Annotated in this window: 18 protein-coding genes; 3 read left to right on the top strand and 15 right to left on the bottom strand. The window is 42.0% G+C overall.

Annotation, left to right across the window (positions count from 1 at the left end):
• Positions 1–119: 119 nt before the first annotated feature.
• Positions 120–2279 carry a PAS domain S-box protein gene (locus MKY17_RS07280; protein ID WP_179891042.1) on the bottom strand — a complete coding sequence of 720 codons (2160 nt, stop codon included), beginning with the start codon at positions 2277–2279 and terminating at the stop codon, positions 120–122.
• Positions 2280–2556: 277 nt separating this feature from the next.
• On the opposite strand from MKY17_RS07280, the gene MKY17_RS07275 reads away from it, so the two are divergent.
• Both MKY17_RS07275 and MKY17_RS07270 read left to right on the top strand, forming a co-directional pair.
• Positions 2557–3582 carry an acyltransferase family protein gene (locus MKY17_RS07275; RefSeq protein WP_098371173.1) on the top strand — a complete coding sequence of 342 codons (1026 nt, stop codon included), beginning with the start codon at positions 2557–2559 and terminating at the stop codon, positions 3580–3582.
• A 184-nt stretch (positions 3583–3766) separates the two neighbouring features.
• On the top strand, positions 3767–5527 hold the full coding sequence (locus MKY17_RS07270; RefSeq protein ID WP_339202337.1) for a B12-binding domain-containing radical SAM protein: 1761 nt from the start codon (positions 3767–3769) through the stop codon (positions 5525–5527).
• 37 nt (positions 5528–5564) lie between these two features.
• On the opposite strand, the gene MKY17_RS07265 is transcribed toward MKY17_RS07270, so the two are convergent.
• Complete coding sequence (locus MKY17_RS07265; protein WP_179891043.1) at positions 5565–5711, bottom strand: hypothetical protein; 147 nt, start codon at positions 5709–5711, stop codon at positions 5565–5567.
• The gene (locus MKY17_RS07260; protein ID WP_098371175.1) at positions 5711–5869 is read right to left on the bottom strand and encodes a hypothetical protein; all 159 of its coding nucleotides are present in this window, start codon (positions 5867–5869) and stop codon (positions 5711–5713) included. Before MKY17_RS07260 ends, MKY17_RS07265 begins: the two co-directional genes overlap by 1 nt.
• Before the next feature lie 121 nt (positions 5870–5990).
• Here MKY17_RS07260 and MKY17_RS07255 point away from each other — a divergent pair, with 121 nt between their 5' ends.
• Positions 5991–6326 (top strand): DUF3905 domain-containing protein, encoded by a 336-nt coding sequence (locus MKY17_RS07255; RefSeq protein ID WP_098371176.1) that lies wholly within the window; start codon positions 5991–5993, stop codon positions 6324–6326.
• Between the two features lie 75 nt (positions 6327–6401).
• Here the strand turns inward: MKY17_RS07255 and MKY17_RS07250 are convergent, their stop codons facing one another.
• From MKY17_RS07250 to MKY17_RS07195, 12 genes are all read right to left on the bottom strand, one after another.
• Complete coding sequence (locus tag MKY17_RS07250) at positions 6402–7379, bottom strand: zinc-binding dehydrogenase (RefSeq protein ID WP_098371177.1); 978 nt, start codon at positions 7377–7379, stop codon at positions 6402–6404.
• 16 nt (positions 7380–7395) lie between these two features.
• Positions 7396–8175, bottom strand: coding sequence for an enoyl-CoA hydratase (locus MKY17_RS07245; protein WP_098371178.1), 780 nt, complete (start codon positions 8173–8175; stop codon positions 7396–7398).
• Between the two features lie 17 nt (positions 8176–8192).
• Positions 8193–8969 carry an SDR family oxidoreductase gene (locus MKY17_RS07240; RefSeq protein ID WP_098371179.1) on the bottom strand — a complete coding sequence of 259 codons (777 nt, stop codon included), beginning with the start codon at positions 8967–8969 and terminating at the stop codon, positions 8193–8195.
• A 28-nt stretch (positions 8970–8997) separates the two neighbouring features.
• A complete protein-coding gene (locus MKY17_RS07235; protein WP_339201602.1) occupies positions 8998–9756 on the bottom strand; it encodes a 2-phosphosulfolactate phosphatase in 759 nt (252 codons plus the stop codon).
• 4 nt (positions 9757–9760) lie between these two features.
• Positions 9761–10822: a phosphotransferase family protein gene (locus MKY17_RS07230; protein WP_098371180.1), complete on the bottom strand. Its 1062-nt coding sequence runs from the start codon at positions 10820–10822 to the stop codon at positions 9761–9763.
• Between the two features lie 29 nt (positions 10823–10851).
• Positions 10852–11253 (bottom strand): thioesterase family protein, encoded by a 402-nt coding sequence (locus MKY17_RS07225; RefSeq protein WP_098371181.1) that lies wholly within the window; start codon positions 11251–11253, stop codon positions 10852–10854.
• 15 nt (positions 11254–11268) lie between these two features.
• Positions 11269–12048: an enoyl-CoA hydratase gene (locus tag MKY17_RS07220; protein ID WP_339201600.1), complete on the bottom strand. Its 780-nt coding sequence runs from the start codon at positions 12046–12048 to the stop codon at positions 11269–11271.
• Positions 12048–12932: a 3-hydroxyacyl-CoA dehydrogenase family protein gene (locus MKY17_RS07215; RefSeq protein WP_339201598.1), complete on the bottom strand. Its 885-nt coding sequence runs from the start codon at positions 12930–12932 to the stop codon at positions 12048–12050. Before MKY17_RS07215 ends, MKY17_RS07220 begins: the two co-directional genes overlap by 1 nt.
• 43 nt (positions 12933–12975) lie before the next feature.
• Positions 12976–13539: a TetR/AcrR family transcriptional regulator gene (locus MKY17_RS07210; RefSeq protein ID WP_098371184.1), complete on the bottom strand. Its 564-nt coding sequence runs from the start codon at positions 13537–13539 to the stop codon at positions 12976–12978.
• A 72-nt stretch (positions 13540–13611) separates the two neighbouring features.
• Positions 13612–15222: a long-chain fatty acid--CoA ligase gene (locus MKY17_RS07205; protein WP_098371393.1), complete on the bottom strand. Its 1611-nt coding sequence runs from the start codon at positions 15220–15222 to the stop codon at positions 13612–13614.
• A 37-nt stretch (positions 15223–15259) separates the two neighbouring features.
• The gene (locus MKY17_RS07200) at positions 15260–16033 is read right to left on the bottom strand and encodes an SDR family oxidoreductase (protein WP_098371185.1); all 774 of its coding nucleotides are present in this window, start codon (positions 16031–16033) and stop codon (positions 15260–15262) included.
• Complete coding sequence (locus MKY17_RS07195) at positions 16030–17259, bottom strand: acyl-CoA dehydrogenase family protein (protein WP_098371186.1); 1230 nt, start codon at positions 17257–17259, stop codon at positions 16030–16032. The genes MKY17_RS07200 and MKY17_RS07195 overlap by 4 nt, the downstream gene beginning before the upstream one ends.
• Positions 17260–17348: the final 89 nt, after the last annotated feature.

The following is a 17348-nucleotide window of genomic DNA, read 5'->3' as shown; positions in this document are numbered from 1 at the left end:
TGATTCCAAGATAATAAATAATGAAAAAAGGAATCCAATAAAGGATTCCCCATTAACTAATGAAAAATTTCATATGCTTTCCGTTAACTAAAAAAAGGTTTGGAACATCCCCTTCTGCATTACTCAAATGGCAAATAAATATGAAAGCTCGTCCCTTTTCCCACTTCGCTTTCCACTTCTATATAGCCATTGTGCTCTTCAATGATTTTATAGCTGACCATGAGCCCGAGCCCCGTTCCCCTATCTTTCGTCGTATAAAAAGGTTCACCCAATTTTTTTAGCATTTCCGTTGAAATCCCCATGCCTTTGTCAGTAATTGAAATGCAAACGTATTTCTCTGAAAATCGGCTTGTTTTAATGGAAACAGATCCCCCATCCGGCATGACTTCCAATGCATTTTTGATGATGTTAATGAACACTTGCTTTAACTGGTTCGCTTCACATAACACGTTAAATTCATCTTCTTCAAAGTCTGTCTCGAATTGAATATTTTCCAATAGTGCCTGAGCGGCCAGTAATTCCAGTGTCTCTCTCAATATGGTATGAACATCCTGTTTGAAAATTTTTAGCGCCTGCGGTTTTGCCAGTACCAAAAATTCCGTGATAATGGTTTCGATTCGCTTAATTTCGGAAGTAATTACATGAAAGTATGTGGAAAACTCCCCCTTAACACCATCCTCAAGCAACTGGATAAAACCTTTTAAGGCTGTCATTGGATTCCTGATTTCGTGAGCAATTCCCGCCGCCAGTTCACCTACTACATTCAAAGTATCCGATTTTCGGATTTGTTCCTGCATTTCGAGATTTTTACTCACATCACGGAAAATGCTTAAATTCAGGTTCGAATATAAATTTTTCCTCGTCAAAAATTCAATATGCTTAACCCTTCCATCTTCGTATGTTATCGGAATGATGGAAGAGTAGACCTCATGCTTATAAACATTTTCAATGTGAGCGTTCAAGACTGGAGCATTTTCAGGAATTTTTTCGATGAATCCCTTTACAGATAAAGATAGCAGTTTGCGCTTCGAAATCTCCAATATTTTCTGACCAGCTTCATTAATATCGGTGAACCCTTCATGATTCCATAAAATCAAGCCGTCTAATGTTCCCTCAAAAATCTTCCTGAACTTCTTTTCACTATCCCTTAATTCCTTCTCAATCAGCCAGCGCTCACTGACATTTCGAAAGATCGTTACGTTATATCCGTCACCTTCATGTTTTTTGGCAGTCAATTCAAGCAATTTAATTTGGTTATTAGGCATTTTATAAATCAGCTCACCCCGCACCTGGGTGTCTCTTTCAAACGTCTCCATCATCTGGCCAAAATGGTTTTTATTGCTGTACACGTATTTCCAGATATGACTGCCGATCAAATCCTCTCTGCTGGATTCGAATATTTTACATGCTGAATGATTGACCCGAAAAATAATCCCGTCATCATTCCAGAATATGATTGCGTCCATGGACTGATCGAATAATTCGGCAAAAATCCGTTCGCTCGTCTCTAACTTTTTTTCTATTATATTTGATTCTGTAATTTTTCGAAGCACCGACATATATAATTCATTTCCTACCGTTGAACTTAACGAGAAAGTGAAATGATGCAGTTCATCCCCAACCTTTATCTCTACCTCTCCTTTGAAGTTCGACTCATCAAAGGCTCTTTGTATGCTCTCATCCCAATATTCCCTATAATATGGGGATATGAGGTCCCTCATATTCTTACCGACAATATCTTTTTTCGGGATGCCCAAGACATGGATAAAGGCATGGTTCACTTCCATTATTATTCCTGAACTGTCAAATAGAACGATGCTTTCTATGGCTGTATCGAAAATGTCCAAAAACATCTGCCTTGACATCCTTGTTTCCCTTGACGAAGAAACATCCAATGTCACATCCCCCAAACGGTAGAACTGCTGTCCTTCGGAAAAAGAGCCTATACGTATAAACTCTATTTGCTTAAGGGCTCCGGTATGTAGCTGGATAATTTGCCTTTCACTTTCATTCGAGGTTTTTAGGGAACTTGAAACTTCCTGGTTATTTAAAGGGATGACATCGAGAAAATCAGTTATCTTCATGGACTCCAGCTGCTCTTTCGCGGTTTCCAGCAGGGCACAAGCAGCATCATTGGCATAAGTGAGACGCAGTTCCTCATCAACCCTAATATAAGGCTCTGACATCGAATTGAAAATGTTCAAAAACCCTTCGATCTGTTTATTCAATTTTAAAATTTCCTGTTTATATTCCGTTTCATTCTCATAACCGATTTTCATATTAACCCCCCTCATCAAAACCCATACTTACCAACTTTATTCGACATCCATCTTGATTTTCCCTCGGTATTTTTCGAAAATCGGCGCAATCAAACCATTCCAAAATTATCCTATATATCAAATTATAGTATATTGAATACTATAAAACTTAGCGTTAAGCTTAATTTAAGGTTATTATAATAAATTTAATAAATATTGATTTAGTACAAGGTATTTAGGGTATAAGAAATAACAATGCTTTCTAGCTACCTTAAAAATTTATTAAATGGAGGCAACGATGAAACAACGTGATTTTTTCTTCGATAACGCCAAGTTCATTCTTATGGCTTTTGTCGTCTTTGGACATTTGCTGAATACGTATATACATGACAGTGAAACGATATATGCTTTATATAAAACCATTTATTCCTTTCACATGCCTGCCTTTATCCTTGTTTCAGGGTTCTTTGCGAAAGGTTTTTATCAAAAAGGGTATTTAGGTAAAATTACTAAAAAACTGATTTTGCCCTATATCATTTTCCAATTGATATATACCGTTTACTACTATTTCTTATATGAACGTTCTGCCATTACTGTAGACCTGCTTGACCCCCAATGGTCGCTATGGTTCCTGATCAGTTTATTCTGTTGGAACATCATGCTCCTTGGTTTCTCAAAGCTAAAGCCATCTGTAGGCATAGGTTTATCTTTTTTAATCGCATTATTGATTGGATATATTGACAATATCTCCAATTATCTTAGTCTCTCCAGGACATTCGTTTTTTTCCCGATGTTTTTGATTGGGTACCATTTAAGCAAGGAACATTTAAAAAAACTATTCACTCCCAAAGTTCGTTTGGCTTCACTTAGTGTCATGTTATTGATTTTTATCGGTTTTTATTTAAATGCCGATATCAATTATAAATGGCTGCTCGGTTCGAAACCATATGCCGAACTTGAAGATGCGACAATCGTGTCCATGTTTAAACGCCTGGGATTTTATGGATTGAGCATAATTTCAGTGTTCAGCTTCCTTTCGTTCATTCCACGCGGACAATACTTCTTTACGAACTGGGGTAAACAAACCCTTTATGTCTATCTGCTGCATGGTTTCTTCATTCGGTTTTTCCGTGAAAGCACCATCCAGGAATACTTCAGCAATACAGAGAGCTTTATCATGCTCGCTGGCCTCTCATTCTTGATTACCGTATTATTATCAAGTGAAATGATCGCTACCATGGCGCAGCCGATCATCGAATTGAAAGCGACCAAGACAAAACGTTTCATGACTAAAACGAAAGAGTATATTAAACAAGCTTTTTAAATAAAACGGATGAAGCATTTTCTGCTTTATCCGTTTTCGACTTTCAAGCTGAAAAGATTCCCCTTCAATACCATAACTCATTTTTCAAATGGAGTACGCTATGGTAAAATTACTCGTTAGTGCTTGTTGGCTTAAAAAGACATGTACACGAAAGGAGCCAGGCGTTTCTTTTACGCCCTTTAACATGAATATAATAATCAGTACTCTTAACGCAAAATATATCCATACATCGCTATCCATCCGATATTTAAAAGCTTATGCCCAGCCAGATTATGATGTACAGCTGGCAGAATATACGATAAAAGATCCAATTATGAACATAGTTGGTGACCTTCATTCCAAAAAACCTGATGTCATAGGGTTCAGCTGCTATATTTGGAACATCGAGGAAACAATGAAAGTCGTAGCCATGCTGAAGAAGATCAATCCAGAATTGGTTATCATTCTTGGCGGACCTGAAGTCACCTATGATGTTGGGGAATGGCTTGATCAAATTCCCGGGGCTGATTTCATCGTAATTGGCGAAGGTGAAGTCACCTTCAAGGCCCTTTTATCTGAAATTGAAGGTTCGAATGACTATAAGAAGGTCGGCGGCATTGCGTATCGACAGGATGGAAAAAAAATCATCCAGCCTCAGAACGGCAAGGTTGATTTGAAATCCCTCCCTTCTCCCTATCGTTTGGAGGAAGACCGCGGCGATCTATCTAAACGTGTCACCTATATCGAAACTAGCCGAGGGTGCCCGTTCAGTTGCCAATTTTGCCTTTCATCGATTGAAGTGGGTGTCAGGTATTTTGATCGTGAAAAGATTAAAGAAGATATCAGGTACCTTATGGCTAATGGTGCCAAGACCATTAAGTTCGTTGACCGAACCTTCAATATCAGCCGAAGCTATGCAATGGAAATGTTTCAATTCTTAATCGATGAACATCTTCCCGGTGTGGTTTTCCAGTTCGAAATCACGGCGGACATCATGCGTCCGGAAGTTATCCAGTTCTTGAACGATAATGCCCCTGCAGGATTGTTCCGCTTTGAAATAGGGGTACAATCGACGAATGATCATACGAATGATCTAGTTATGAGAAGGCAGAATTTCGAAAAATTGACCAGAACCGTCACGATGGTAAAAGAAGGTCAGAAAATTGATCAGCATTTAGACCTAATTGCCGGGTTACCTGAAGAAGATTATCATTCTTTCAGAAAGACTTTCAATGATGTTTTCGAGCTCAGACCCGAAGAGATGCAGCTTGGTTTCTTAAAGATGCTTCGTGGTACTGGCTTACGGATACGTGCTGATGAACACCAATATATATACAGCGAACATGCTCCATATGAAATCCTAGGAAATAATGTTTTATCCTTTGATGACATTGTCCGCATTAAACAAGTTGAAGATGTCCTTGAAAAATACTGGAACGATCATAGAATGGATCACACCACGGAATATCTTGTCAAAACAGTATTTCAATCACCATTCGACTTCTTTCAAGATTTCGGAACCTATTGGGATGATCAAGGCTGGTCACGAATCGGACATCAGCTTGAAGACTTGTTCAGACGCTTACAGCAGTTTTTGGCTTCCCGGGAATCTGCTGAACTGAAAAACATTATCGGACTCATGAAATTGGATTATTTCATGAACCAAAAATACAAACCACGTAAGCCTTGGTGGGAAGCTTCATTAGATAAAAGTGGGCGGAAAGAGATATATGAAGAGATTCTGGATAAACCTGAAAAGCTTGGTTCCTCTTTCACAGCCTTGGCACTTAATGAAAAAGAAATACACAAGCACACATTGCTCGAGGCACTTCCCTTTGATTTGGAAACGTATTTAGCTGAGGGAACAATCGTCGAGAAACCATCGTTCATGCTTGCCTATTTTGATCCGAGTGGTAAGGGATCAACGATATTCCCTCTCTCAAAATCTGACAGCATTATTTTTTAAGAATAAGGACGGACCCAAGAATTGGGTCCGTCCTTATTTACTTATCACTATCACGTTTTTTATTTTCTTTTGCCAAAATTTCATAAATTTTGGTTGCGTTCATATCGCCGCTAAATTCGATTCCAAATTCAGTTCGTACATGTTGTCCCATCTTTTCCTGGCTGTTCTGTTTTTCTTTATCCATTAACTTCTTCCTTTTCTGCCTTGCTTTGAATTACGGTTGGCACCTTTCATTGCATTTTCCTCCAATGCGAACTCATTGGAAAATTCATTTTCAGCCTGGTTTCTTTTTGGCGTTTTACTTGCTTTGACAGCACCATCCACATTGGCTTTCCGTTTCATTTTCATCCACCCTTTTCATATAGTTTACATTTTAGAATGGGGTAAAAATGCCTGAAATTATTCAGGGATAATATAGGGACAGACGAGAAAAATAACCGTAAAACGGAAAGGGAGACACTACATGAAAAAGAAATTGGATTCACCAATTGTCGACGATACACAACCACACCAAATTAACGCACCAAGCTTTAAGGGAACCGGCATAAAACCACAGGCTCCATTCGTCAATGATTATGGAGTCGTCATTGGCGACAGTAAATATGCATCTGAAAACTCACCACTCGAAAATTGGAGCGAAAATACAGACCCGGAAATCATGGCTGGAGACGAATGGATACACCCCACTAATGATATAGGCTGGAATTCAACTGAAAACCGTGAACTGTTAGAGGCTAAAAAAGCGCCGCAGCCGCCTTTCATGCATCCCGATAAGGATGTGAGCACTGATACGGATTGAATCGTTCTTGAGGGTCCAAGGAACTAGTGAAACCTCATTAAAATACAAGGGGTGCATCATATACACCCCTTCTTCTCATTTTACCTGCAAAATCAACTTCCCTTTCGTTTGACGGGCATTCATTTCCTCATGAACGGCTGCTGCCTTTTCAATTGGGTAGATGCCGCCGATAGTTAGCTTAAGTTCCCCGGACGTGACGTAAGAAAAAAGATCTTGAATGCTAGGCAACAGCAAATCTGGGTGTTTCATGATCTGTGGCAGGAAAAAACCTACGACGGATTGATTGCGCCTCATTAATTGCTGCGGGTTCATCGTATAAGGCTTACGACTGGCATTACCAAAAACCACGAGACGTCCAAATGGAGCCAAACATTTCAAAGTTTTATTGAAAACATCCCCTCCTGCCATTTCCAGCGCCACGTCTACTCCCTTTCCGGACGTGACCTCACGGACTTTCATTTCCCATCCTTCTTTCGTGTAATCGATAAGTTCATCTGCCCCCATCGATTTAGCCAGTTCCAACTTTTCCACTGTGCTGGCGGTAGCAATCACTTTTCCAGCCCCGAAGATTTTGGCTAATTGTACGGCAATCGTTCCCACTCCACCTGCAGCAGCATGGACCAATACCGTTTCCCCCTGTTGCATGCGTCCCATTGTCTTTAGAATATGATAGGCGCTCAGACCTTGAAGTGGCAGGGCAACAGCTTCATGAAACTGTATGGCATCAGGAAGCGGAATGGCCGAGAATTCATCTGAAAGGGCATATTCTGAATATCCACCCGATTCAATTAAACTCACTACCCTTGTACCGGGTTTGATTTTGGTCACCTTTCCACCAACTTCCACCACAACGCCAGCCACTTCCGCACCTGGAATGAACGGAAGCGGCGTAGGTACCACATATTGCCCTTCCCTTCTCGCTGTATCTGCATAATTGACGCCGACACAATCGATTTCAATCAGAACTTCATGCCCAGTTGGCACGGGCCTTTCCATTTCTGTCAATTTCAGTACTTCCGGTCCGCCGTATTCTTCAAAATGAATGGCTCTCATCTTTATCCCTCCCTTATTAATTCCCTGTAAATTCCGGTTTTCTTTTTTCTTTGAATGCTGCAACTCCCTCCAGATGATCTTCTGTGGAGGCCATCAAGGTTTGCGTGATACGTTCCTGTTCGAGCATTTCATCAAGTGTAGCCGTAAATGAATGGCTAACGAGCTTTTTCATCATCCCATAAGCTTTTGTCGGTCCATTTGCCAGCTTTTCCGCAAGTTTCAATGATTCCTCTTCAAGTTGATTGAGTGGATATATATAATTAATGACACCTAACTGGTATAAGCGTTCCGCAGAAATTGGCTCGGCAGTAAAGAAGAGCTGCTTTGCAAGGTGGGGCCCTACTAATTTAGGTAAAAAATACGAACCACCTCCATCAGAGATCAGGCCTACCTGTGAAAAACTCATGGCAAATTGACTATCATCGGAAGCCACGATCAAATCACAGGCGAGTGCCAAATTAAATCCGGCCCCTGCCGCAAATCCATGGACGGCAGCGATTACGGGAACCTCAGAAGCATCCAGAGCCAATATGCATTCATTCATTCTGCCAACATGATCATACAATTGACTTGCAGAGGCCTTCCCCATTGACTTAACGTCACCTCCCGCAGTGAATGATCTTCCCGCCCCTTTGATAATGACTGCCCTTATATGTGGTGTTTGTTTTACATCCTTAATCGCTTTCGTTAAGCTTGCAATCATATCCGGGCTAAATGCATTCAAGCTTTCAGGACGATTCAAAGTCAGGATCATTACATTATCGGTTACCTCTGTCAATAAGTGTTCTTTTAACATTTACCCATCCCCTTTTTCTATTTGATCAACCAGCCGCCATCCACCAATAAATCCGTCCCAGTCATATAGGAAGCCTCCGGCGAAGCAGCAAAGGTAATGACATTACTTATTTCCTCCGCTTTCCCCACTCTTTCCAGTGCCGTGTTCCGTTGAATCGACTTTACGAATTTTTCATTTTGCAATCCATCCTCCGTTAAAGGCGTTTCAATGAATCCCGGTGATACGGAATTGACCCGAATGCCGGCTGCAGCGAGTTCCAGTGCCAATGATTTCGTTAAACTGATGACCCCTGCTTTAGCAGAGCTGTAATGCGGGATGAATGCCCCTGCCTGATGTCCTGACAGTGAAGCCACATTCACGATTGCCCGATTGATGGCTTTATTTCCACTGCCAACTCCTTCTTCCATCACTTTTCCCAAGTACTTGGAAACTAGAAAGACACTTTTCAAATTGACATGTTGAATCATATCCCAATCAGCTTCAGATGTATCCAAAAGCTTCGAGGACTTTGATCCACCTGCATTATTGATTAAAATGTGAAGGTCACGATATTGTTCCTTCACATACATGGCCAGATTCTTTACATCTTCCTCGACGGTAACATCTGCAGGGAAAATGTCGGCTACGGGAATCGTGTGCCTTGCATTGATTTCTGCAGCTGCTTCCTCCAGCTTTCCTTTCGTCCGCCCTACCAACAACACTTTTGCCCCTTCGTCCGACAGGCGCATCGCTGTAGCTTTCCCAATACCGGAACCTGCACCTGTCACCACCGCTATTGACTGTAAAAATCTCATGCCCTTCACTCCTTATCCAGGTATTGAACTACGTTTCCTGCCTTTTCAATTCAGCTTCGATCTTTCCATCCACCAACTCTGGGACAAGATCCATCGAACCTTTTTGCGCCGCCAATTCCAAATCTGCGATCAAGCTGTGTTTGTCAAACAACTGTCCGACATATGATGATTTCAGGATATCAAAGGCATTTTCGCTATTCGTTCGATAAAGCGCTTTTGCAGCCTTTGCTGCATCGTTGAGTATGAACGTACCTTGTGATCCAGCAATCAGGCAATCTATCAAATGACCTGCCCCGTAAAAGTCTTCCAGACTGAATTCACCAGAGTTTCCCGAACAAACGATGATGATCGTTTCTGTTTTATGATGTTTTTTTATTTTTTCAGCAACTGACGGATTATTTAACAAAGATGCGATATAAACCTTTTTGGCAGCGGCTGAATTCCTTAGCGCAACCGTTCCATTAGTCGTGGACAATATTAAAGTTTTGCTAGGTACCAACTTACTCAATAGCGTCGGACTTGGATACATTAAATCATCAACCGGCTTTGCTTTTAGTTCCCCTGCCACTATGGAATCCCCCTGGTCCAATTCCTGGCATTTCACCAAGGCATCCACTGGATCCATGACAGGTATCACCTGGCGTGCTCCATCATGAAGTGCTGAAATAATCGTTGTGGTCGCTAATAACACATCCAGGATGACCGCAACTTTATCCCCCTCTTGAAGCTTTTCCCTATTTATCTCTTCTTTTTTTAGTAGCAAATGAATGTTTTGTATATATTCCATTTAATTAAACTTCCTTCGCAGCTACATTTGCAGCATGAGTGAGTAAGCTTTTAACCGTTTTTCCGAGATTGGAAAAACGGGGATCATTTGTCTGGCCTTTTTTATATCGATAATAGATTTGCTGAAGGATGACAGCTAACTTAAAATAACCAAAGGTTAAATAAAAATCGACGTTGGAAACATCCCTGCCGCTTCTTGCTGCATACGACTCGATAAATTCCCTTCGTGTCAGGAAACCGGTTAAAGTCGTGATTGACGCTTGACCCACACCGAATTTGATAAGTTCCGGGTCACCGCTTTCCGTCCAGTAGCTTAAAGCCACTCCTAGATCGGCTAGCGGATCACCAACGGTGGACATTTCCCAATCAAATAAACCAACCATCTCTGTAAGATCCTTGTTAAACATGGCATTATTGATCTTATAGTCATAATGGATAATTGAAGTCTGGCTATATTTCGGGATATTCTGTTGAAAATAATCGATAAGCGGACGAATTTCCTTGTTTTCATCTGTCTTTGCTCTCTCATAGCGGGAAATCCATCCGCGTACTTGTCTTTCAATGAACCCTTCAGGTTTGGAAATTTCCACCAACCTCGTTTTCTCATGGGGAATCGAGTGAAGATCAGCAAGCCGATTGACCATCACATATGAAAGCTGTCTGCACTTTTCAACAGTAGGCTCGATTCCCTTGGGAAATTCGGTATCTATTACAATTCCATGTTTCCTTTCCATTAGGAAAAAAGGGGCCCCCGCAATCGATTCATCATCCGAGAACAGAATAGGCTCGGGAGCTGCTTGAAAATATGGGTTGATTGAAGAAAGGATATGATGTTCACGCTTCATATCATGTGCCTTTGGAGCAACAGGACCAAGAGGTGGCCTTCTGAGGACAGCCTCCCACTCACCAATTTTCAGCTGATAGGTCAAATTGGAATAGCCCGTGGAAAATTGTTGCAATTCTAACGGTTCATTTGGAAGATCCAATACATTTTTTCTTAGGAAACCTTCTAATGCAACAATATTCAGTTCCTCGCCGGGCCGAACAGGAATCGTATCGTCAACCATGTTCTTCCCTCCTTTAGACTTTTTTCATTCTAATTATGAACAAGATGTGAAATGAGCTTTTCTTTAATAAATTCAGGAATAGGTTCACTTTTTTGATTCAAAAAATTAAAACAGACTAAAACTGCACTTCCCCTAGCAATCACTTCCCCAGTTTGTGAACAGAGGATATCATGGACCATTTCACAACTTTTCGTACCTACCTTTGTCAAAGATGTACGGATGGTCAAGAGTTGATTGAAAAATCCCTGAGCAATAAAGTCGCATTTAGTGGAGGCTAACAAAAAATTCCAAGATTCGACATTCGCCGCTAGGCCTAAATCTTCAAAAAATTTCATGCGTGCTTCTTCGAGGTATATGAAATAGCTTGTGTTATTGATGTGGCCCAAAGCATCCGTTTCGGAAAAACGGACGTTGACTTCCAATTCATGCATAAGACCCCTCCTTGATTAACGATGTACGAAAGCAGGTTTACGTTTATCCAAGAAAGCGGAAACCCCTTCTTTAACATCTTCAGTTTGGAAGATTTCTTGAAAAAGATTCGTTTCAATCTCTAGACCTTGTTCAAGCGTTGCCTCACTTCCTTCATTAATCGCTTTCTTGATTCTCGAAAGTGCCTGAAGTGAGTGCCTTGTCAATCGTGAGGCCAAGATTTTCGCTTCCGATAAGCCGCAGCCTTGCTCAACGACTTTATTGACAAGCCCGATCTTTTCCGCTTCTATGGCACCAAGCGGATCACCGGTAAATATAATCTCTTTTGCTTTTGCGTTTCCTACAAGTCTGGACAAACGCTGTGTACCGCCAGCTCCAGGAAATAAGCCCAATTTTACTTCCGGCAGACCAATTTGAACCTGTGTTTCTGCCACTCTCAAATCACACGCCAGAGCCAGTTCGCATCCACCGCCCAAAGTCAGGCCATTTAATACAGCTATCGTAGGTTTAGGTAACTGGTCGATTTTGGTTAGGATGGCATGACTTTCCTTTACCATTTCTTTCATATTCGGGTTCCCCATCATGTTAGGGAATTCTTTTATATCAGCACCAGCGGCAAATGCGATATTGCCTGCACCGGTTATGAGTACCGCAACAGTTTCAGTATCTTTTGAAAGTTCATCGAATGTTTCTCCCAATTCTCTGAATACTTGTTTACTGATTACGTTTAATGGAGGATTATCGATGGTGATGACCGCAAGCTTATTTTCCTTAACCACTCTAATTAATTTTGTCATCAATTCTTCACTCCTTGGTTTGGATAATCATACCAGCCTTTTCCTGTTTTCCTGCCTAATTGTCCTTTATTCACCTTTTCTTCTATACAAGCATTTGGCTTGTCTTCTGGATTTCCAGTTTCATTGTATCGCTGCTTCATGACAAAATATCCCACATCAATACCTGATAGATCCATCAGTTCAAAAGGGCCGATGGGATGGCCTAAAGCTTTCCTGCAAATTAAATCGATATCCTTATAGTCCACAATTCCTTCCTCATACAAATATAAGGCCTCACGCTGCAACGCTCCCAAAATTCGGTTTGCTACGAATCCCGATATCTCTTTCCTTAACAAAACTCCTGTCCTATTCATTCTCTCTGTGACTTCCATCGCAAGTTTCGCTGTTTCCTCCGATGTTTGATCACTCACGACAACTTCAACACAATCCATTATTAGAGGCGGGAAAAAGAAATGCATATTAATGAACTTATCCGGACGATTCGTCACACTAGCAATCAGGCTATTGACAATCGTTGAACTATTCGTTGCAAAAATGGTTTCTGCTGGCGCCAATTCTTCAAGTCTAGCGAAGACTTCCCGTTTCACATCAAGTTTTTCAACAACCGCTTCAATGATCAAATCAGCTCCACTGGCCGCTTTCTCAAGATCGGTGGTATATTGAAGACGGCTAAAAGCAGCCAACTTACGATCTTCGGACAATTTTCCTTTTTGAACCCATTTAGTCAAAATGACGTCCAATTTTTCTTGGGCTGTATTCAACGCGTTTTCCTGAACATCCTGAAGAATCGTTTCGTAACCTCCAAGTGCAGCAAGCATCGCAATTTGATGCCCCATCTGCCCAGCCCCAATTACGGTTATTGATTGAATTTGCTTGTTGGTCATGCCTTCTATCTCCCTTCTACTAACTGGTTAGTATGTAACCTGGTCACGCTTCAATTCCCTGCAGAATCATCCCCATAAAAATGGCTGCAACTTCCTGTTCGGTTTTTTCACCTTCTGGGTCGAACCAATGATAGCTCCAATTGGCCACACCCAAAATAGCAAAAGAGATGATGGATGCATCGAGATTGGAACGTAGTTCTCCGTTCTCGATGCCGCTAATCAGCACTTGCTCGATTTTATTACGGAACTCATCCCGCTTAGGAAGGATTTGTGCAAGTTTTTCATCACTTAGATTTTTCATTTCACGGAAAAACACCGTTGCGCTGGATTTTTTGGTTTTGATGCTTTTTAACAGCATCAATACCATATCGAAAAGCTTATCCCTACAACTTTTCCCAGGATCCAACATGATTATTTCCTGCTCACTAAGCAACTCGCCTATATAAGCTAGATGAATATCCATAAGCAACTGCTCTTTGCTCGTAAAGTAATAATAAAACGTTCCCTTCGTAACCCCGACCGACTCGACGATATCGGAAATCGACGTTTCACTAAAGCCCTTCTTTTCAAATAAGCGTATGCTATGTTCTGTCATTTTTTCTTTCATGTTTGCATCCTCGCAATCTGTTAAAATTTCAGCTGAATTGATATCATACGCGTTCGTACTATCAAAGCCCTCTTATTTCCTGGAAAGTTCTTCTCTTAAAGCACGCCTTAAAATCTTTCCGACATTTGTTTTCGGTAACTCATCACGAAATTCAACGAAATGCGGAACTTTATAAGCCGATAGGTTTGCTCGGCAGTAATCGATGATTTCCCGTTCATTTGCCGTTTTATTATTTTTAAGTACAAGCACAGCTTTTACCGACTCCCCTCGGTAAGCATCTGGAACTCCGATGACAACCGCTTCCTGGACAGCAGGATGTTCATAAAGAACTTCCTCTACATCTCGCGGATATATATTATAACCACTTGCGATGATCAAATCTTTTTTCCTGTCGACAATATAGAGATAACCGTCTTCATCAACTTTGGCGATATCACCCGTATAAAGCCAACCATCCCTAAGGGTCACCGCCGTTTCCTCCGGCATATTCCAGTAACCTTTCATCACTTGAGGTCCTTTGACGACCAATTCCCCCAATTCGCCAGGGGCCATTTCTTTTGTCCCGTCCCCCAGGTCCATCACTTTATATTCAGTCGAAGGGAAACCAATCCCGACGCTCCCAGGCTTCCTTTTTGCAAATGCCGGGTTACAATGCGTTGTTGGCGAAGCTTCCGTAAGACCGTAGCCTTCCAATATCTTCGCACCTGATTTTCGTTCGAACTCACGCAGCAGTTCCACGGGCATCGGTGCACTTCCGCTGTTACAGACCTGGATTGAGCCCATTCCATATTCTTCTGCCTTTGGATGATTCGTCAACGCTACATACATGGTCGGTACACCAGGAAAAGTGGTCGGCTGTTCACGCTTAATTGTTTCCAGCACCTCTTCTATTTCAAATCGTGGCAGCATGATGGAATCACCCGCAATATACACGGATAAATTCATTGCGGACGTCATTCCAAAAACATGAAAAAGCGGGATGACCGACAGCGTTCTTTCAGAGCCCATTTTTAATTCATGCTTGAAGAATTCATACGATTGAACGACATTGGCCAGAATATTGCTGTGAGTCAGCATCGCCCCTTTTGAACGGCCGGTTGTTCCTCCTGTATACTGTAGAACGGCTATATCATTTTCCGGATCGATTGATACGTGATTGATTTTGCCGTCCCCCGCCTTCATGAATTGGTCAAAAGAAGCATCAGGCTGGAAATCTGCATCCGAAGACTGAAGGCTTACGGCGATGATATTTTTCAGATTTGCATGTTGCTGAACACTTTTCACTTTCGGGTATAATCCATCCAATACAACGATCGTTTCAGCACCGGAGTCATGTAAAATATGCTGAAGCTCCCTTTCAACCAGCATTGGGTTGATTTGGGTGATAATGGCTCCTGTTGCCAACGATCCATAATAAGCTATAACGTATTGCGGACAGTTAGGTAGCATGATGGCGACACGATCGCCTTTTTGAACACCTTTTTTTTGCAGGGCTGAAGCAAAGGCTTGCGACGCATGAAAAAGTTCCTGATAGGATATCTTTCGGTCATAAAAAGTAATAGCTGTATTGTTTGGATAGGACTGACATGCATTTTGAAGGATCCTTTGCATCGGAAACTCAGGGACTTTTATTTCCTTTGAAATTGAATCAGGATAAACGGAAAGCCATTTTTTTTCATTCATCATTTCATACCCTCCAGCCATATTTACTCATCTTTCATTACTTTGCATGTGAACCCCCATCGACAATCAAGATATTTCCAGTCACAAAATCGGATGCCTTTGAGGCCAGGAAAACCGCTGCCCCTTTCAAATCATCATCACTCCCTAATCTTTTTAGCGGCGTGGAATCCAAGATAGGATTCTTTCCTTGCTCAAGAACCCCTTTCGTCATTTTTGTCGGAAAGAACCCGGGTGCGATTGCATTAACATTGATATTATGCTGACCCCATTTAACAGCTAAATCCTTCGTTAAAGTAATGACCGCCCCTTTACTCGTATTATATCCGACCGTATCGAGCACCCTCGGGTCGGTCCCCCCTAATCCGGCAACGGAAGCGATGTTTATGATTTTCCCATGTCCCTGTTCAATCATGACCCTGCCTGTTGTCTGGCTCATGATAAAGGTTCCGGTTACATTGACATTCATCACCTTCTGCCATGCTTCAAGGGGCATGTCGACGGCTGGTGCCCCCCAGGATGCCCCGCTATTGTTTACTAAAATGTCGATGGCACCAAATTCACGGTAAGTTTCGTTAACAACTTCCTGTACATCTGAAGGATTGGTGATATCACACTTCAGGGAAAGCGCCCTGACTCCAAACTTTTCGATTTGTGAAGCAACTTCGTCGCATGCCTCCTTCTTCCTTGAACAAAGAACGACATTTGCCCCAGCTTCGGCAAAGCCGGTCGCTATTTGTGCTCCCAATCCTCTCCCTCCACCGGTTATGATCGCCGTCTTTCCAGTTAGATCGAATAAGTCGGTAACTTTCATATTTTCACCTCATGCTTTTGCTGGTATTTTCGAAGTTCTATCTTAGCAACTTGTGAGCGGTGAACTTCATCGGGACCATCAGCAAGCCTTAAAGTCCGTGCATTTGCCCAATGTGCAGCAAAAGGGAAATCATCGGAAATCCCTGCAGCTCCAAAGCCTTGGATGGCCCTGTCCAGCACATTCAATGCCATATTTGGTGCCACCACTTTTATCATGGCAATCTCCGCCTTCGCTTCCTTGTTCCCGACAGTATCCATCATATAAGCAGCTTTTAAGGTCAGAAGTCTTGCTTGTTCGATTTCAATGCGTGAATCAGCAACCCACTCCATGATCACACCTTGTCTCGCCAATGTTTTACCAAAAGCGACACGGTTTTGAATGCGCTTACATAATTCTTCAAGAGCTCTTTCAGCAGCGCCGATCAGCCTCATGCAATGATGTATCCTTCCGGGTCCGAGTCTTCCTTGGGCAATCGCAAATCCTTTGCCTTCCCCCCATAGAATATTCGTTGCCGGGACCCTCACATTTTCAAAAGTGATTTCGGCATGGCCATGCGGGGCATGATCATAACCAAACACAGGGAGCATTCTCTCGATTTTGACACCCGGTGTATCCAGCGGTACAAGAATCATTGACTGTTGTTCATGCTTGGACGCCTCAGGATCCGTCTTACCCATGACGATGGCAATCTTGCATCGGGGATCACCTGCGCCTGAAGACCACCATTTTCGGCCGTTTATGACATACTCATTACCCGTCTTTTCTATCCTGCATTCGATATTGGTCGCATCGGAAGACGCCACTTCCGGTTCTGTCATCGAGAAACATGAGCGAATTTCCCCAGCAAGCAAGGGCTTCAGCCAGAGTTCCTTATGTTCATCTGAACCGTATCTCACCAACACTTCCATATTACCAGTGTCCGGCGCATTACAGTTGAAGATTTCAGGCCCTATCGACGACCTACCCATGATTTCACAAAGCGGGGCATATTCTAGATTTGTTAAACCCGCGCCATAACCGCTATCAGGTAAAAATAAATTCCATAATCCTTCTTCTTTTGCTTTTGCCGTCAATTCAGATAAAATCGGGGGTATTTCACTCCAGCGGCTCTTCTGTGCTTCAAGCTGCTTCTTGTATATTGATTCATTTGGGTAAACGTGCTTTTCCATGAATTCCGTTAACTTCTTTTCCAGATCTTTCACCTTTTGAGTATGTTCAAAGTTCAAATTGAATTCCTCCTTTTAAACTTACTAACCGGTTAGTATGTTATTACTCTTAAAGTATATACATAATATTCAGATTTTTTCAACGATTA

The organism is Peribacillus sp. FSL P2-0133 (genome assembly GCF_037975445.1).
GTDB lineage: Bacteria > Bacillota > Bacilli > Bacillales > DSM-1321 > Peribacillus > Peribacillus simplex_E.
This window is presented reverse-complemented; position numbering and strand designations above follow the sequence as displayed.